Here is a 17,869-nt window from a genome sequence, read left to right as displayed (position 1 = left end):
TGATACTGGACAAACTTATGTCAGTGAGTGCTTTTAACCGACGCTGGGCGGCGGTGATCCTTGAAGCTTTAACGCGCCACGGCGTGCGACATATTTGTATCGCACCGGGGTCCCGTTCCACGCCGCTGACGCTGGCGGCGGCAGAAAATTCGTCCTTTATCCATCACACGCACTTTGATGAACGCGGTTTGGGGCATCTTGCGCTCGGTCTGGCAAAAGCAAGCGGCACTCCGGTTGCGGTGATTGTCACCTCCGGTACCGCTGTGGCGAATTTATACCCGGCGCTGATCGAAGCCAGCCTCACCGGGGAAAAATTGATTTTTCTGACCGCTGACAGGCCGCCTGAACTTATTGATTGCGGGGCCAACCAGGCAATACGCCAGCCGGGGATCTTTGCATCGCACCCGGCGCAATCACTGGCGCTGCCGCGTCCATCACAGGACATCCCCGCCCGCTGGTTGCTCTCTGCTATCGATCATCTAATGGCGTCCGCGCAGACGGGGCCAGTGCACATCAACTGCCCGTTTGCCGAACCGCTATACGGTGAAATGGATGATACGGGGCTTGCCTGGCAGCAGGCGCCCGGCGACTGGTGGCAGGACGACAAACCCTGGCTGCGTGAAGATTTGCATAGCGGCAGCGCGAAACAACGCGACTGGTTTTTCTGGCGGCAGAAACGCGGCGTGGTTGTGGCGGGTCGAATGAGCGCGTCGGAAGGCAAGCTGGTGGCCGCATGGGCGAAAATGCTCGGTTGGCCGCTTATTGGCGATGTCCTCTCACAAACCGGGCAGCCGCTGCCGTGCGCCGACCTGTGGCTGGGCAATGCTCGCGCGGTGAGTGAACTGCAAACGGCACAAATTGTTGTTCAACTGGGTAGCAGTCTGACCGGTAAGCGGTTGCTCCAGTGGCAGGCGACCTGCGAGCCGCAGGAGTACTGGCTGGTAGATTCCGTTGCCGGGCGGCTTGATCCTTCACATCACCGTGGCCGCCGTCTGGTTTCCGGTGTTGCCGAGTGGCTGGAACTGCACCCGGCGGAATCACGCGCGCCCTGGTGTACTGACATTCCACAATTATCCGCTCAGGCGTGGCAGGCGGTTGCCAGCCAACGCGAAACCTTTGGCGAAGCGCAACTGGCGCATCGACTGGCGAAGTATCTGCCGGATCAAGGGCAACTGTTCCTCGGCAATAGCCTGGTGGTCCGCCTGGTGGATGCGCTGGGGCAGTTACCTGTCGGTTACCCGGTTTACAGCAACCGTGGTGCGAGCGGTATCGATGGCCTGATTTCTACTGCCGCAGGTGTACAGCGCGGCACGGCGCGGCCCACGCTTGCAATCGTCGGTGACCTGTCTGCCTTGTACGATCTGAATGCACTGGCATTACTGCGCCAGGCTTCTGCGCCGCTGGTGCTGATTGTGGTCAATAACAACGGCGGGCAGATCTTCTCGCTGTTGCCGACGCCGCAAAGCGAGCGCGAACAGTTTTATTTAATGCCGCAGCATGTCCATTTTGAGCATGCGGCGGCGATGTTTGGCCTGAAATATCATCATCCCCAAAACTGGGATGAGCTTGAACAAGCGCTGGCGGGAGCATGGAGTAAAGCGGGGGCAACGCTGATTGAGCTGGTGGTGAAAGACACTGATGGCGCGCATACGCTGCAACAGTTGCTCGCGCAGGTAAGTCAGTTGTGATCCTGCATGCGCAGGCTATGCCGGGAGAGCCGCAAAAGCCGTGGCTAATTTTTCTGCACGGTTTTTCGGGTGACAGCCGCGAATGGTTGCCCGTCGGCGAACGCTTTACGGCCTGTTCACGCCTCTATATTGACCTGCCGGGCCACGGAGGTTCGGCGGAGAGTATGGTTACATCCTTCGAACAGCTTAACGATGCGCTGTGCGACATGCTTTGTAGTTACAACATACTAAGTTACTGGTTGATAGGGTACTCGCTGGGCGGACGGGTGGCGATGCACTTTGCCTGCTCTCAGCCGAAGGGGCTATTGGGTGTGATCGTTGAAGGAGGGCACCCTGGCCTGACGGATGCGACTGCACGGCAGGAGCGCCTGATATCAGATAGACAATGGGCGCAGCGATTTCGTGCGCAACCACTTGTCGGCGTTTTTAACGACTGGTATCAACAGCAGGTGTTTGCGTCGTTGAGTGACGAGCAACGGCAACGTCTGGTGGCGTTACGCAGCCAGAACAACGGCCCGGCGCTGGCCGCTATGCTGGAGGCGACTTCGCTCGCTGTACAACCGGATCTACGCGCTGCGCTGCGTAACGCGCCTTTTCCATTTCATTATTTATGTGGTGAGTTTGACAGTAAATTTCGCACGCTGGCGGCTGATGTCAGCGCGAACTGTCATGTCATTGTTGACGCCGGGCATAACGCGCATCGGGAACGCCCCGATAGTGTGGCTAACTGCCTGGCGCAAATTCTGCGTCTCGATATAAAGGGCATATTATGATCTATCCCGATGAAACCATGCTGTACGCACCGATTGAATGGCAAGACTGCTCTGAAGGCTATACCGATATTCGGTATCACAAATCGGTGGATGGAATTGCCAAAATTACCATCAACCGCCCTCAGGTGCGCAACGCATTTCGTCCTTTGACCGTCAAAGAGATGATTCAGGCGCTGGCTGATGCGCGCTATGACGATAACATCGGCGTGATCATTCTGACCGGTGAAGGCGAAAAGGCGTTCTGTTCGGGTGGCGATCAGAAAGTCCGTGGCGATTACGGTGGATACCAGGATGACTCCGGCGTGCACCATCTGAACGTACTGGACTTCCAGCGCCAGATCCGTACCTGCCCGAAACCGGTGGTTGCGGCCGTTGCGGGTTACTCCATTGGCGGCGGTCACGTGCTGCACATGATGTGCGATCTCACGATCGCGGCGGAAAACGCTATCTTCGGCCAGACCGGCCCGAAAGTGGGCTCCTTTGATGGCGGCTGGGGGGCATCCTATATGGCGCGTATCGTTGGTCAGAAAAAAGCGCGCGAAATCTGGTTCCTGTGCCGTCAGTACAATGCGAAAGAAGCGCTGGATATGGGGCTGGTAAACACGGTGGTGCCGGTTGCTGAGCTTGAGAGAGAGACCGTACGCTGGTGCCGTGAAATGTTGCAGAACAGCCCGATGGCGCTGCGTTGCCTGAAAGCGGCACTCAACGCCGACTGTGATGGTCAGGCAGGTCTGCAGGAGCTGGCGGGTAACGCCACCATGCTGTTCTACATGACCGAAGAAGGTCAGGAAGGCCGCAACGCGTTTAACGAAAAACGCCAGCCGGACTTCAGCAAATTCAAACGGAATCCGTAATGCGCAGCGCGCAGGTTTACCGCTGGCAGATACCGATGGATGCGGGCGTCGTGCTGCGTGATCGGCGGCTGAAAACCCGTGACGGGCTGTTTATTCATTTGCGGGATGACGCGCAGGAAGGCTGGGGCGAGATTTCGCCTTTGCCGGGATTTAGCGTGGAGTCTCTTGAGGAGGCGACAGCCGCCGTCTGTGCCTGGGCGCAAGGGTGGCGAGCGGGGGATTGCGGCGTGTTGCCGGGGTTGCCGTCGGTTGACTTTGGTATCAGTTGTGCGCTGGCGGAACTGCGCGGCACGTTGCCAGCGGCGGCGGACTACCGTGCCGCGACGCTGTGCACGGGTGACCCGGATGAGCTTTTTGCCGCACTGGCTGTTATGCCGGGCGAAAAAGTGGCGAAAATGAAAGTGGGCCTGTATGAAGCGGTGCGCGATGGTATGGTGGCTAACTTGCTGCTGGAGGCGATGCCTGACTTGCGCCTGCGTCTGGACGCTAACCGCGCCTGGACGCCGCTCAAAGCGCAGCAATTCGCAAAATATGTGGATCCGCAATACCGCGATCGCATTGCTTTTCTGGAAGAGCCCTGTAAAACCCGTGATGATTCGCGCGCCTTTGCCCGTGAAACGGGCATAGCGATAGCCTGGGATGAAAGTTTGCGCGATGCCGATTTTACCTTTGAGCGTGAAGAGGGCGTGCGTGCGGTGGTGATTAAGCCCACCTTAACCGGAAGCCTTGAGAAGGTTCAGGGGCAGGTGAAAGCAGCCACACAACTGGGTATGACAGCGGTTATCAGTTCATCAATCGAGTCCAGCCTTGGTCTGACTCAACTGGCGCGTATTGCCGCATGGCTCACCCCTGACACCATCCCGGGTCTCGATACGTTAAACCTGATGCAGGCTCAGCTTGTGCGCCGCTGGCCGGATAGCCCATTACCCTGCCATAGCGTTGAGATGCTGGAACCACTGCTATGACGTTCAATACCTGGCCCTGGCATTACTGGCGCGAAATGCGTGGCGATGAGCCCGCTATTCGCTTGCAGGATGAGACTTTAAGCTGGCGCGACCTTTGTGCGCGCGTTGATGCGCTGGCCGCCGGTTTTGCCCACCAGGGGGTGAGCGAGGGTGATGGTGTGATGCTACGTGGGCGAAACCAACCTCAGGTATTGTTAGCGTGGCTGGCGTTACTGCAATGTGGCGCGCGTGTATTGCCGGTCAATCCTCAATTACCCGCGCTGTTGCTGGAGGCATTGCTGCCAACCCTGACGCTGCGTTTTGCGGTTAATCTGGCTGATAGCAATAACTTTGTCGGTCTGACACCTCTTGAACTGCGACCTGTTGCCCAATCTTATGCTATTGACTGGCAGCCTCAACGGCTGGCGTCGATGACCCTGACTTCGGGTTCAACAGGTTTACCTAAGGCGGCGGTGCACACCTGCGCGGCACACCTCGCCAGCGCACAAGGGGTACTGGCGATGATTCCTTTCGCGCCAGAAGATGACTGGTTGTTGTCGCTGCCGCTTTATCACGTCTCTGGGCAGGGAATTCTGTGGCGCTGGTTACTGGCAGGCGCGCGCTTAACCGTCTCGGAGAACGGTCTGGCAGAGGCTTTGCAGGGGTGTACCCATGCGTCGCTGGTGCCAACGCAACTGTGGCGATTGCTGAATGATGCGGTGGAGGTCTCTCTTAAAGCCGTTTTGCTGGGCGGCGCGGCGATCCCTGTCGAACTGACCGAACATGCGCGTGAGCGCGGGATTCGTACCTGGTGTGGCTATGGCCTGACGGAGTTCGCTTCAACGGTATGCGGGAAAGAGGCTGATGGGCAGTCTGATGTCGGTTGCCTACTGCCGGGAAGAGCGTTGCGTATCGTTGACGATGAAGTGTGGCTGCGGGCGGAAAGTATGGCCTCAGGTTACTGGCGAGACGGGGAATTATTGCCGTTGCTCAATGACGAGGGCTGGTTTCCCACCCGTGATAAAGGCGTTCTGCACGATGGCCGTCTGACGATTCTGGGACGACTGGATAATCTGTTTTTCAGCGGCGGCGAGGGTATCCAGCCGGAGGAGGTAGAGCGTGTTATCGTGGCACATCCTCAGGTTCAACAGGTTTTTATTGTTCCCCGCGAAGACCGCGAATTTGGCCACCGACCTGTGGCGGTGGTGGAGTGTGATGACGCCGTTGAGCTCTCGCAGCTCACCACCTGGGTACAGGACAAGCTTGCGCGCTTCCAGCAGCCCGTTGCGTGGTTGCGCTTGCCGGCGCATCTTTCGTCCGGCGGCATTAAAATATCACGCCGTGCGCTACAGTCATGGGTCGCTGAACGGTAGATTTTTTGCGTAGCGTTTTCCAGTTTGCAAGCCGGAAATGCCCACCGGCGGTGGGAGGATGTTAGTGTCCTGACATCTCTACTCAGGCAAGGAATGCCATGAAGAACACCGCTGCACCTACCGCGCATGATGCGCTTTTCAAACAGTTTCTTACCCATAAAGAGACGGCGCGCGATTTTCTGACCCTCCATTTGCCCGCGTCGCTACGCCAGCTTTGCGATCTCGCGACGCTGAAACTGGAGTCCGGCAGCTTTGTTGACGAGGCACTGCGCGCAACCCATTCCGATGTGCTCTACTCGGTCAAAACCCGGCAGGGTGAGGGCTATATTTATGTACTCATTGAGCACCAAAGTTCACCCGACAGGTTTATGGCTTTTCGCTTGATGCGTTATGCCGTAGCGGCAATGCAGCGGCATCTCGATGCGGGAAACACGGTCTTGCCCCTGGTGATTCCAATGCTTTTTTATCATGGGCGCGTTAGCCCTTATCCCTTTTCGTTATGCTGGCTGGATATGTTCAGCCAGCCACAATATGCCCATGAACTGTACACAACGCCATTTCCGTTGGTGGATATTACCGTTGTGCCTGATGAGCAGATCATGACGCACCGACGTGTTGCCTTACTCGAATTATTACAAAAGCACATTCGTCTGCGGGATATGACCCTTTTGCTGGACAAACTGGTCACGACTTTGTCGCTGGGATACACTACCCGCCAGCAGTTGCGCGCTGCAATGCACTATCTACTGAGCAGAGGCAACACGCCAGCGCCAGGCGCTTTTCTTCGCCGACTGGCGCACCGTTCGCCACAACATAAGGAGACGTTGATGACTATTGCTGAACAACTGGAAGAACTCGGCAGGCGTAAGGGCTTTCGTCAGGGGCGCCATGAAGGACGTCACGAAGGACAAAAAGCCGAGGCGCTTCGCATTGCCTGTGAAATGTTACGCAGTGGGATGGACAAAGCTGTCGTGCAGCGTTTCACTGGTCTGAGTGAAGCTGAACTGGCGCAGCTCAAACATTAAGACTGCGCCGCTCTTTTCTCAAAGTAGCCCTTTCAGGCTCAGCGTGCGGCGGGTGGCGACATTCAGATCGTATTTTGTCAGATCCGCCGGGCTAACCCAGGCGTAATCCTGAAATTCCTCATTGATCTCCACTTCACGGTTCGCGCTGATGCAGTCAAAAATCAGGTAGATCATGTAGATCTCTTCTTTGCTGCCATCGGCGTAGGTTTTTATGCGCACATCGTCGCTAAAGGTCCATGGCGTTATCTGCTGCAACACCAGTTTCTCACCAAGCTCTTCGCGAATTTCGCGGCGCAACGCGTCTTCAATACGCTCACCTGGTTCGACTCCCCCACCACTGAGTGCCCATTGACCGGGAAAAACACCGCGATCATCCGCCATTTTGCATAGCAAATAATCACCTTCATTTTGAATCAGTGGGCATACAATTGTCCTTTGACGCATGATTTAGTCCTTATCCTTATGACGGGTATAGGGTTTATACCACCAACCTTGCGGGGATGCAGTAAGCTGTCAAAAAAGAGCAACTTGTCCTGTGCAGGCGCATTTAATGAAAATGGGCGCGTAAAAATCGTGGATTGATGTAAAAAATCATTTTTAGTTCAGTATTCTTAAAAAAAATGATCGTACAATCAGCCGCTTTGGAACATTGGACTATTGTTGCGCGGATAAGAGAAATGAAAAAGAGTATATATTTGGGTTTTGCCAGCCTTCTGCTGGCGTCTGCCGGGGCAAATGCTGTGAGCTTGAGCGGCCAGGTGGGTGAGCACTACACCAACCTCGGCGTGGGTATGGGAACGGAAACCAGTGGTCTGGCGTTGAGCGGCAACTGGGCGCATAACGATGATGATGGCGATATCGCCGGTCTGGGCCTGGGTTACAACATTCCGCTGGGGCCGTTTATGGGGACGGTTGGCGGTAAAGGCGTTTACCTTAACCCGAATGCCGGGAGCGAAGGGTATGCGCTGGCCGTTGGTGGTGGTCTGGCATGGCAGGTTAGCGACAGCTTCCGTCTCTTTGGCGAATATTATTACTCCCCGGATTCCCTCTCCAGCGGGGTTAACGACTACCGTGAAGCGAATGCCGGTGCGCGTTTAACCATAATTCGTCCGCTCAGTATCGAAGCCGGTTACCGTTATGTCGAGCTGACCGGTAAAGAAGGCAACCGCGATAATGCGGTGGCGGATGGCCCGTATGTCGGCGTCAACGCCAGCTTCTGATCCTTCGGCGCGGCGTCCGTCCGCGCCAGTTTCTTACCTCTTTTCTTCCCTTCATGCGGTATAGTGTTTCAACCTCTATTGCTGGAGAAAATAATGTTAAACGTAGAGATGCTGTCAACCGGCGATGAAGTCTTGCACGGGCAAATCGTGGACACCAATGCCGCCTGGCTGGCAGATTTTTTCTTTAATCAGGGGCTACCGCTTACCCGACGTAATACCGTTGGCGATAACCTCGACGACCTGGTGGCCATTCTGCGTGAGCGCAGCCAACAGGCGGATATTCTTATTGTTAATGGTGGCCTGGGCCCAACCAGCGATGACCTCAGTGCGCTGGCGGCGGCAACGGCGAAGGGCGAAGCGCTGGTATTGCATGAAGAGTGGTTGACGCAGATGGAGCGCTTTTTTTCCGAGCGCGGACGCGTCATGGCGCCCAGCAACCGCAAGCAGGCGGAAATTCCTGCCAGTGCGGAGCTGGTGGATAACCCGGTCGGTACCGCCTGTGGTTTTGCCGTACAGCTTAATCGCTGCCTGATGTTCTTTACGCCCGGAGTGCCCTCGGAGTTTAAAGTGATGGTGGAACATGAAATTCTGCCGCGCATTCGCGCACGCTTTACGCTTCCTGAGCCGCCAGTTTGTCTGCGCCTGACAACCTTTGGCCGTTCTGAAAGCGATCTGGCGCAAAACCTGTCGCATTTGACGTTACCTGAGGGTGTAGTGATGGGCTATCGCTCCTCAATGCCCATTATTGAATTGAAACTTACCGGTCCTGCTGAGCATCGCGAGGCGATGGAAGCGTTATGGCCGGAAGTGAAGCGGGTGGCCGGTGAGAGCCTCATTTTCGAAGGCACAGTCGGTTTGCCGGCGCTGCTTGCCGGGCGGTTGCGTGAACGTCAACTTAGCCTGACGCTGAGTGAACAGTTCACCGGCGGCCTGGTGGCGTTGCAACTTTCGCGTGCGGGTGCGCCGCTGCTGGTCAGCGAAGTTATCCCTTCGCAGGATGAAGCGTTAGTGCAAACTGCACGTTGGGCTGCGGGGCTGCGCGATCGCCATCTGGCCGGGCTGGCGCTGACCGTCACGGGACTCGAAGATGAGCATCTGAACTTCGCGCTGGCGACGCCGGAAGGTACACATGCCTTACGCGTCAAGTTTAATACGAACCGACACAGCCTGACGGTACGTCAGGAAGTCTGTGCCATGATGGCGCTGAATATTCTGCGTCGTTGGCTCAATGGCAAGGACGTTGCCAGCGACCATGGCTGGATCAATGTCGTCGAATCCTTATTTGTTGAGTAATCCCTTTACGCCGGAAGAAATTGTCCTTCCGGCGCTTTTTCAGTCCAGCCTGTTGTACTCCACCTGAAAAAATCTGCGTAATACTTCACATTTTCTAGTCATGAAACGTCCAGCATGCTGGATCGCCATAGCTTTATGATCGTTCTCACAAAATCGGTTCCCCTAAGCCGCAACACTGATTCCAATATTCAGGACTGGAGTCCAATATGTTGGAATCAAGCAAAGTACCGGCACTCAGCCGGGCAATTGAAATCCTTAATCTCATCGCTCGTATTGGGCCTTGCAGCGCTGCGGTAATCATCGAAGAGACAGGCATTCCCAAAAGCACCGCCTATTTAATTTTAGCGGAATTAAAGAAAGCGCGGTTATTGCGTATTGATAGCAATGACAACTACTGCTTATGGACAAAGCTCGTTGAACTTGCCGGGCATGCTTTGGGAATAATGGATCTGCGCGAGATTGCCCGTCCCCGGCTGACTGAACTTATGGATGAGACCGGTCTGCTCTGCCATCTCGGCATTATTGATGACGCAAATGCCTATTACATTCTCAAAATAGAATCCTCCTCCACCATCAGCGTGCGCTCGCACGAGGGCAAAAGTCTTTCCCTTTATCGCTCCGGCATAGGGAAGTGTCTGCTGGCCTGGCAGCCGCCCGCGACGCGCGATGAAATCATCCGTCATTTGCACTGGGAAAAAGCGACGTCGTCGACTATCGCCAATGCCCAACAATTACACGATGAGCTGGTGCTGATTCGTTCCAGGGGGTGGAGCTATGACAATGGTGAAGATTACCCCGATGTCCGATGTGTCGCTGCCCCCGTCTTTGATGCCCGCAATGCGCTAACGGCAGCCATTTCGGTCGTGGGAACCCGACTGCAAATTAATGAGGAAAACCGGGATTACCTCGCAGGTAAGGCGATTACTTGCGCAAAAGATATTTCCCGGCTTTTAGGGTGGAAAAGCCCTTTCGACAAGCAAGCATCATAAAAAGGAGAACATCATGACCTTACCGAAAATTAAACATGTCAGAGCCTGGTTCATTGGCGGCGCTACCGCAGAGAAAGGGGCAGGCGGCGGTGATTATCACGATCAGGGCGCTCATCACTGGATAGATGACCATATCGCCACCCCAATGAGCAAATACAAGGCCTATGAACAATCCCGGCAGTCTTTCGGTATTAACGTGCTGGGAACCTTAATTGTTGAAGTGGAAGCTGAAAATGGCCAGACGGGCTTTGCTGTTTCCACGGCAGGCGAGATGGGCTGCTTTATCGTTGAAAAGCATTTAAACCGCTTTATCGAGGGTAAATGCGTCAGCGATATCAAGCTTATTCATGATCAAATGCTTAATTCCACCTTGTATTACGCAGGGTCTGGCGGGCTGGTTATGAATACGATTTCCTGTGTCGATCTGGCCTTGTGGGATCTGTTTGGCAAGGTTGTCGGGTTACCCGTTTATAAATTGCTCGGTGGGGCGGTGCGTGACGAAATCCAGTTTTATGCGACCGGCGCGCGCCCAGACCTGGCTAAAGAGATGGGGTTTATTGGCGGCAAAATGCCGACACACTGGGGCCCGCATGATGGTGATGCGGGTATTCGCAAAGATGCGGCAATGGTTGCTGAATATCGCGAGAAATGCGGTGAAGATTTCTGGCTGATGCTGGATTGCTGGATGAGCCAGGATGTTAATTATGCCACCAAATTGGCCCATGCCTGTGCCCCGTATAATCTGAAATGGATCGAGGAGTGTCTGCCACCGCAGCAATATGAGGGCTATCGCGAACTTAAACGTAATGCTCCTGCTGGCATGATGGTCACCAGCGGTGAGCATCACGGTACGCTGCAATCATTCCGTACGTTATCGGAAACCGGGATTGATATCATGCAGCCCGATGTCGGCTGGTGCGGCGGCTTAACGACGCTGGTGGAAATCGCCGCGATCGCAAAAGCACGCGGGCAGCTTGTCGTGCCACATGGTTCTTCGGTTTATTCCCATCACGCGGTTATTACCTTCACTAATACGCCATTTAGTGAGTTTTTAATGACCAGCCCCGACTGCTCTACGCTGCGTCCGCAATTTGATCCCATCCTGGTGGATGAACCGGTGCCTGTAAATGGTCGCATTCATAAGAGTGTGTTGGATAAACCGGGCTTCGGTGTTGAGCTTAATCGCAACTGTAATTTAAAGCGCCCGTATAACCATTAATTCCTCCGCGTCGCGCCGCCATGACGCGGCGCAGCCCTACATGAGGTCATTACGATGAATACCAGCTTATTGGATAGCGTGGTAAAGAAAAACCGCGCCCGTTTAATCCCCTTTATGTTGATGTTATACGTCCTGGCATTTCTTGATCGTTCGAATATTGGCTTTGCAAAAGAGACGTATCAGATAGACACCGGCCTTAGCAACGAAGCCTATGCGTTGGGGGCGGGGATCTTTTTTGTGGTGTACGCCTTCCTCGGCGTGCCGGCTAATCTGTTGATGCGTAAGTTTGGCGCACGCTACTGGATTGGAGGGACGACCCTGTTATGGGGATTTCTCTCCGCGGCAATGGCCTGGGCTGATACCGAAGCCAAATTTCTGCTTGTCCGCACGCTTCTTGGCGCCGCGGAAGCTGGCTTCTTCCCTGGCATGATTTACCTGACCTCTCAATGGTTCCCACAGCGCAATCGCGCCAGCATTATGGGGCTTTTTTACATGGGGGCGCCATTAGCTTTGACGCTGGGTTCACCGCTGTCCGGCGCTTTACTTGAGATGCATGGTTTTATGGGGCATCCGGGGTGGTTCTGGATGTTCTTGATTGAAGGCCTGCTGGCTGTCTCTGCGGGTATCTTTACTTTCTTCTGGCTGGATGATACGCCAGCGCAGGCACGGTTCCTCACGCCGCAAGAGAAGGGCGTTCTTGAGGCCCAGCTTGCCAGCGAAGAGGAGAGTAAAGTGACGTCACGTCTGACCGATGCGCTGCGTAATGGGCGGGTATGGCAACTGGCTATCATTTATCTGACTATCCAGGTCGCGGTATATGGATTGATTTTTTTCCTGCCGACGCAAGTGGCCGCATTGCTGGGGACAAAAGTGGGGTTCACCGCCTCTGTCGTCACCGCTATCCCCTGGATTGCCGCCCTGTTTGGTACCTGGCTTATTCCTCGTTATTCCGATAAGACCGGTGAAAGACGCAACATTGCTGCACTGACGCTGTTAGCGGCGGGCATTGGTATTGGCGTATCTGGCCTGGTTTCTCCCGTGCTGGCCATTGTTGCCTTATGCGTCGCGGCGGTGGGATTTATTGCCGTACAACCGGTTTTCTGGACCATGCCAACGCAGCTTCTGTCCGGAACGGCGCTGGCGGCGGGTATTGGCTTTGTGAATTTGTTTGGCGCGGTCGGCGGATTTCTGGCCCCGATCATTCGTGTCAAAGCCGAAACCCTGTTTGCCAGCGGCGCTGCCGGGCTTCTCACGCTTGCAGGCGTGGCGATTGCCGGTGCGCTGATCATTTTAACACTGAATGTAAGACAGGCTGTCTCTCACTCGAACAGCGTTCATTCATGACAAAAAGGAAGTGAAATGACAATGGATCCGATTTTATCCAACCCGTTTAAAGCGGGTCTGCTAAAAGGCGAAACGCAGATTGGCCTGTGGTTAAGTTCCACTACGTCGTATATGGCTGAGATTGCAGCGACCTCCGGGTATGACTGGTTATTGATTGATGGCGAACATGCGCCGAATACTATTCAGGATCTCTATCACCAGTTGCAGGCCATTGCGCCTTACACCAGCCAGGCCGTCATTCGGCCCGTTGAGGGGAGCCGTGTTCTTATCAAACAGGTGCTCGATATTGGTGCCCGTACATTGTTAATTCCCATGGTGGAGAGCGCAGAGCAGGCGCAGGATGTGGTGGCGGCCACGCGTTACCCGCCACAGGGTGTTCGCGGCGTAGGGGCGAGTGTCGCGCGCGCCGCCCGCTGGGGGCGAGTCGAAAATTATATGGCCCGCGCGAATGAAGAGTTGTGCTTGTTGATTCAGGTTGAAAGCAAAGCGGCGCTGGATAACCTTGATGCCATTTTGCATGTTGATGGTATTGATGGGGTCTTTATCGGTCCTGCCGACCTCTCCGCATCGTTGGGCTATCCTGACAACAGTGGTCATCCGGACGTGCAACGCGCCATTGAGCAGGCCATTAAGCAGATACGTGATGCCGGGAAAGCGGCGGGTTTTCTGGCGGTCGATCCGCTCATGGCAAAAAAAGTGCTGGAGTGGGGGGCTAACTTCGTGGCGGTCGGTGTGGACACCATGTTGTATACCAATGCGTTAGATGAACGGCTGGCGATATTTAAAGGGGCCAGACCTTCGGCATCGGCAACGAAGGGTAGTTATTAATTATTCGCCCGCCGGGAGGGTTACGGCGGGCGAACCTTTTAGCGCAGCGCCTGCGCCAGTAGTGTAATAGGATGTTCACAGCGAAGGCTTGTGGACATTTCCACCTGCCACTTACAGGTTTCACAATCTGTGATCACCAAATCCGCACCGCTCTCCTCAATCTGGCGGAACAGTGGTTCGCCAATCGCCTGCGCTGTGGCGTAGTTTTCGCGCTTAAAGCCGTAGGTCCCCGCTATCCCGCAACAACGTGAATCCAGTACGGTAAGTTCCAGCCCGGGAATACGTCGCAGCAAATCCAGGGTATAGTGCGTCCAGCCCATTTTCTCCATATGGCACGGTGTGTGATAAACCACTTTCAACGGTAACTCTTTGAGCTTGAGCGTATTGCCTTCTTCCAGCTTGCGCCAGATCCAACGCGTAGCCAGGTCGATGTGCGGACGTAAATGGTGGTTATCGACGTCCAGCAGATGCGGATATTCATCTCGCAAAGTGAAGGTACAGGTTGATGAGGTGGCAATCACCGGAATACCGTCTCCTGTGATGCTCTGCTGCAATGCCCGAATATTAAATTCCGCCTGCTTTTTCGCTTTCGCAAAATAGCCATTGGCAATCAGCGGCACCCCGCAACATTTTTCCTGACGCAGGAGCTGCACACCGATTCCCATCGCGTTCAGCACTTGCAAGAGATCTTTGCCCAGTTGCGGATGGTTGTAATTCACATAGCAGCCATGGAAAAACGCCACCTGCTGATCAAACGCCTTTTGCTTGTCAGCCACGGAGCGGTACCAGCGGCGGAAAGTGCCATGGGAATATTTTGGCAGCGTCCGGTGATGATCGATTTTCAGCGCTTTATCGAGCAACTGGCGAATGGGTTTGAGAGACGTGGCGGTATTGACCAGCGGCGCGAATGGGGTGGATAACGATCCCATCAAATCCGTATGGCTCAGAATGGCATTACGCAGTGAAGGTGGATTGACGGCATATTGCGAACGCGCGCGCTGAATAATATCGCCAATCTTTACGCCAGACGGACAGGCGGTTTCACAGCGTTTACAGTTGGTGCAGTATTTCAGCGCCTCGTCAAACAACGCCGGGTCTTTTAGACGTAAACGCTCCCCATCCGGCCCCGCCTGTTTCGGGCCAGGGTAAGCAGGATTCACCGCACTGACCGGGCAAACCGTGGTGCACACGGTGCATTTGATACAGCTTTCAAACTGAGTTGTGGTCATTTTACCTCCCCCCGGCGCAAATTTGTTCTGCGGCATACAGCGCGGTAACCGCGCAAACGCCACCCCCACACCCTTGAGCAACCGCATCAAAGCCACCCAAAACGGAGCCCACCACATACAGGTTATCCAGCGTCGTGCCCTGGTGCTTAGCGCGTAGCGTTTCGTCAGTGATCACGCCAAACTGCTGCCATGGCTGGGTATCAAAGACGTTGTCGCGATACCAGCTTTCCCGTCCGGGGCTTTGTAACACGTCGAGGTCAAAAATGGTTTCCCGTACGCGATCGCGTTCGGCAATCAAACCGTTACTGAAAAAACTGCCGCTGGCGAGCACCACATGGCGTGGACGTAGCGCAATATCCTCATGCTTGCGCGTCCACAGTTGTGTCACGCGCTCACTTTCCACATCGGCACGGATCACCTCATCACCGGGCATCCATGTCCCACCGCTTTGGATAAAACGCTGTTGCAGGCGTGATTGCATGCGGGTGCCGGGAACCGATGGCGGCAGGGTAGGCAGCAACCGTAGCGGACAGGAGAGTTGTTGGTTAAGTCGTGTAAAGACGGCGCTATCCTGCAGGCCGAAACAGGCCGGGAAGTAAAGCTCGTCGTACTGACGGCTTAACGGCAGCAAGGCGCGGTACAGCTCGTCAAAATTCTGTGCAACATCCAGTACACGGGCGATATTGACGGCGCGAAATTCACTCGGGTTATCCCGCACGCGGTCCAGCACCGGCAGCGTTATCTCTTCTGCGGTGGCATTTATGCCACGTTTTTTCAGTGACGCGGCAGCGAGTTGCGGCTGAAAATCGAGAAACCCACAAATACCGACGACCCCAATGGCAATATCTTTTGTCGGCTGGAGAGGAATTTCATTGGGGCTTAACCAGGCCTGACGGAAGGTACCCAGTGGGGTGACGCGCATATGCGGCGTATCGGCCTCACCTTTTAGCGCCAGGCCGCAGTCTGCCAGCATGGTCTGGGTCATTTTTGCATAGTGGCGTACCCTTTCAGCGCCCAGTAAGGCATAAGGATGTTCGCTTTGCATACGCTGTAACGCGTCTACCCCGGCGATGAGGTCGGTGACCGGTTGCCCATCCGGTAGACGGGAAAGTAAGTCCAGCGAGCCGGAAGAGAAATTGAGTGCGCTCTGACCGCGGCTGACAATGGCACAGCGTTGACCGTTTTCGCTCAGCCGAATGCCGCAGAGTAACCCGGCGAGGCCGCCGCCGATAATAACCGTATCAAATTTCATCAGTTGGCTCCTTTTCCAGCCCGCACAGTCCTTGATAGACCCAACGTGTAAATTCACTTTCGCGTAGCGCATCCCCCCAGGCGACAGGTTTGATGCCCTTCCAGCGCTCATTCAAAAATGCGCAAAGCTGGTTAATAGATTCTGTTTCACTGGTCACCCGCATGCTGTGCAGTAAGCCGGCTGCGCGACAGGCGCACAGTTCACCCTGACATGTGCCCATGCCCACGCGGGTACGGCGGCGCAGATCCAGCAGAGAGTTAACATTCAAGTTTTCAACGGCATACTGGACTTCCCCGGCGGTGACGGCTTCGCATTCGCACACCAGGCTACGACTGTGGCGATCGCTGCCCAGCGAGGCTGGCGTGCGATCGCCATGGCGATAAATAGCCGAACCGCGTAGCGGCACCGGCAGTGAGATAATTTTTTTCAGCGCCTGTTCGGTAGGCTGCTGTGAACCGGGCAACGGCGTTGTCGCTGTGGTACAAGGGGTGTTAAGACCGAGCTTGCGGCAGACGGCATCTGTGGCCCACTCTGCCATCAGACGGTAGGTCATCAGCTTGCCGCCGGTAATGGTGATAAAGCCTTCCATCCCGTCACGTTGAGCGTGATCGAGCAGCACAATGCCGCGGCTTACGTTACGTCCTGTCGGGTCATCATCGCTGGCAACCAAAGGACGTACGCCTGCATAGGCGCGCAGGATACGGGTCTGCGCCATCACTGGCGCCAGCTTTTCCCCTTCACGCAGCAGAATATCGACCTCTTCGGGCGTCACCCGGATGTTGTCAATATCCTTATAGTCAATATGCGTCGAGGTGGTGCCAATCAGGGAAATGGTATCGCCGGGTACGAGGATGTCGGCATCTGCCGGTTTACGACAACGGTTTATCACATGCTGATTGATACGGTGGTCGAGTATCAGCAGGGCTCCTTTGGCCGGGAACATGCGAATCCGTAAATCCGCATACTCCGCGATGCGCTGGCCCCAAATCCCGGCGGCATTGACCACGACAGGAGCATGCAGAGGATAAATTTCATGGGTTTGCGGGTTCATCAGTTGTACACCGGTGACCCTGTCGCCCTGGCGTATTAATCCGCAGACTTCGTGGCCTGTCAGGATAGTGGCGCCATGTTCACGCGCATCCAGCATATTGCTGGCCGTCAGGCGAAAAGGATCCACCGTGCCATCGGGTACGCGGACGGCACTAGTCAGTGCCGGATTTACGCTGGGCTCCGTGCGCCGCGCTTCTTCTGGCGTAATGGCCTGCGCGTTAATCCCTGCGCGCTGGCAGGCGTCAATAAAGACAGGCTGATAAGCCAGATCGTCTTCCGGCAGGGTGATAAATAAACCGTCTGTAGGCTCAATACAGTGGCGAGCGATACGCTTAAGGATTTGGTTTTCTGCAATACATTCCCGGGCGGATTCGTTATCGGTCACTGCGTAACGCGCACCGCTGTGCAATAAACCGTGATTGCGGCCGGTGGCACCTGTGGCAATGTCATGGCGTTCAAGCAGTACCACGCGCAGTCCGCGCAATGCACAGTCGCGGGCGATGCCTGCTCCGGTCGCGCCACCGCCGATGATGATGACATCGTAATCGTTTGAGTTACCCATATTTTCGTCTTCCGAGCGGGATTCCATAGAAACATTTAGCCACACTGTTGCTATGGATTGTTTGATATCGCGCATATTCGAGCAAAAAACGAAAATAACCAGAGTGGTTTTATGTCTGAAAGTGGAGCTTTGTCATAAATATGTAACATAAGGTGCGACAAATCGCCTTTTGTCGTTAGAATTTGCCGGGTAAAACCGTTACAAACGAAATCATGGTTTCGTTTTC

Annotated in this window: 16 protein-coding genes; 12 read left to right on the top strand and 4 right to left on the bottom strand. The window is 55.1% G+C overall.

Annotated elements, in window-relative coordinates; all coding sequences use genetic code 11:
- Positions 1–17 precede the first annotated feature (17 nt).
- From menD to ABIB59_RS03660, 6 genes are all read left to right on the top strand, one after another.
- Positions 18–1,688, top strand: a complete 1,671-nt coding sequence (menD, locus tag ABIB59_RS03685; RefSeq protein WP_108700924.1) for a 2-succinyl-5-enolpyruvyl-6-hydroxy-3-cyclohexene-1-carboxylic-acid synthase — start codon at positions 18–20, stop codon at positions 1,686–1,688.
- Entirely contained in the window at positions 1,685–2,461 is a 777-nt protein-coding gene (gene menH / locus ABIB59_RS03680; protein ID WP_354034045.1) for a 2-succinyl-6-hydroxy-2,4-cyclohexadiene-1-carboxylate synthase, read from the top strand. Before menD ends, menH begins: the two co-directional genes overlap by 4 nt.
- Positions 2,458–3,315, top strand: a complete 858-nt coding sequence (menB, locus tag ABIB59_RS03675; RefSeq protein ID WP_039079905.1) for a 1,4-dihydroxy-2-naphthoyl-CoA synthase — start codon at positions 2,458–2,460, stop codon at positions 3,313–3,315. Before menH ends, menB begins: the two co-directional genes overlap by 4 nt.
- Positions 3,315–4,280: an o-succinylbenzoate synthase gene (menC, locus tag ABIB59_RS03670; RefSeq protein ID WP_039079906.1), complete on the top strand. Its 966-nt coding sequence runs from the start codon at positions 3,315–3,317 to the stop codon at positions 4,278–4,280. The genes menB and menC overlap by 1 nt, the downstream gene beginning before the upstream one ends.
- Positions 4,277–5,632 (top strand): o-succinylbenzoate--CoA ligase, encoded by a 1,356-nt coding sequence (menE, locus tag ABIB59_RS03665; protein WP_354034043.1) that lies wholly within the window; start codon positions 4,277–4,279, stop codon positions 5,630–5,632. Before menC ends, menE begins: the two co-directional genes overlap by 4 nt.
- 98 nt (positions 5,633–5,730) lie before the next feature.
- Positions 5,731–6,657: an Rpn family recombination-promoting nuclease/putative transposase gene (locus tag ABIB59_RS03660; RefSeq protein ID WP_110294558.1), complete on the top strand. Its 927-nt coding sequence runs from the start codon at positions 5,731–5,733 to the stop codon at positions 6,655–6,657.
- An 18-nt stretch (positions 6,658–6,675) separates the two neighbouring features.
- Here the strand turns inward: ABIB59_RS03660 and nudI are convergent, their stop codons facing one another.
- The gene (gene nudI / locus ABIB59_RS03655) at positions 6,676–7,101 is read right to left on the bottom strand and encodes a nucleoside triphosphatase NudI (protein ID WP_039079909.1); all 426 of its coding nucleotides are present in this window, start codon (positions 7,099–7,101) and stop codon (positions 6,676–6,678) included.
- A gap of 233 nt (positions 7,102–7,334) precedes the next feature.
- Between nudI and ABIB59_RS03650 the strand changes: the two genes are divergently transcribed.
- The 6 genes from ABIB59_RS03650 to yfaU all read left to right on the top strand — a co-directional run bounded on the left by ABIB59_RS03650 (position 7,335) and on the right by yfaU (position 13,550).
- Entirely contained in the window at positions 7,335–7,877 is a 543-nt protein-coding gene (locus tag ABIB59_RS03650; protein ID WP_039079910.1) for a YfaZ family outer membrane protein, read from the top strand.
- Between the two features lie 93 nt (positions 7,878–7,970).
- Positions 7,971–9,170 carry a nicotinamide mononucleotide deamidase-related protein YfaY gene (locus tag ABIB59_RS03645; RefSeq protein WP_107223779.1) on the top strand — a complete coding sequence of 400 codons (1,200 nt, stop codon included), beginning with the start codon at positions 7,971–7,973 and terminating at the stop codon, positions 9,168–9,170.
- A gap of 206 nt (positions 9,171–9,376) precedes the next feature.
- Positions 9,377–10,159, top strand: coding sequence for an IclR family transcriptional regulator (locus ABIB59_RS03640; protein WP_354034040.1), 783 nt, complete (start codon positions 9,377–9,379; stop codon positions 10,157–10,159).
- Between the two features lie 13 nt (positions 10,160–10,172).
- A complete protein-coding gene (gene rhmD, locus ABIB59_RS03635; RefSeq protein ID WP_039079913.1) occupies positions 10,173–11,378 on the top strand; it encodes an L-rhamnonate dehydratase in 1,206 nt (401 codons plus the stop codon).
- 54 nt (positions 11,379–11,432) lie between these two features.
- Positions 11,433–12,722 carry an MFS transporter gene (locus ABIB59_RS03630; RefSeq protein ID WP_071195656.1) on the top strand — a complete coding sequence of 430 codons (1,290 nt, stop codon included), beginning with the start codon at positions 11,433–11,435 and terminating at the stop codon, positions 12,720–12,722.
- 21 nt (positions 12,723–12,743) lie between these two features.
- Entirely contained in the window at positions 12,744–13,550 is an 807-nt protein-coding gene (yfaU, locus tag ABIB59_RS03625) for a 2-keto-3-deoxy-L-rhamnonate aldolase (RefSeq protein ID WP_039079978.1), read from the top strand.
- 38 nt (positions 13,551–13,588) lie between these two features.
- Here the strand turns inward: yfaU and glpC are convergent, their stop codons facing one another.
- The 3 genes from glpC to glpA are packed head-to-tail and all read right to left on the bottom strand — an operon-like array spanning position 13,589 to position 17,643.
- On the bottom strand, positions 13,589–14,779 hold the full coding sequence (gene glpC / locus ABIB59_RS03620) for an anaerobic glycerol-3-phosphate dehydrogenase subunit GlpC (RefSeq protein WP_354034037.1): 1,191 nt from the start codon (positions 14,777–14,779) through the stop codon (positions 13,589–13,591).
- 1 nt (position 14,780) lies between these two features.
- Positions 14,781–16,031 (bottom strand): glycerol-3-phosphate dehydrogenase subunit GlpB, encoded by a 1,251-nt coding sequence (gene glpB / locus ABIB59_RS03615; protein ID WP_354034035.1) that lies wholly within the window; start codon positions 16,029–16,031, stop codon positions 14,781–14,783.
- On the bottom strand, positions 16,021–17,643 hold the full coding sequence (gene glpA, locus ABIB59_RS03610) for an anaerobic glycerol-3-phosphate dehydrogenase subunit A (protein WP_354034033.1): 1,623 nt from the start codon (positions 17,641–17,643) through the stop codon (positions 16,021–16,023). Before glpA ends, glpB begins: the two co-directional genes overlap by 11 nt.
- Positions 17,644–17,869: the final 226 nt, after the last annotated feature.

The organism is Citrobacter sp. UYEF32, assembly GCF_040546205.1.
Classification (GTDB): Bacteria; Pseudomonadota; Gammaproteobacteria; order Enterobacterales; family Enterobacteriaceae; genus Phytobacter; species Phytobacter diazotrophicus.
The sequence above is the reverse complement of the archived record's forward strand: the minus strand, read 5'-3'. Positions and strand labels throughout refer to the sequence as shown.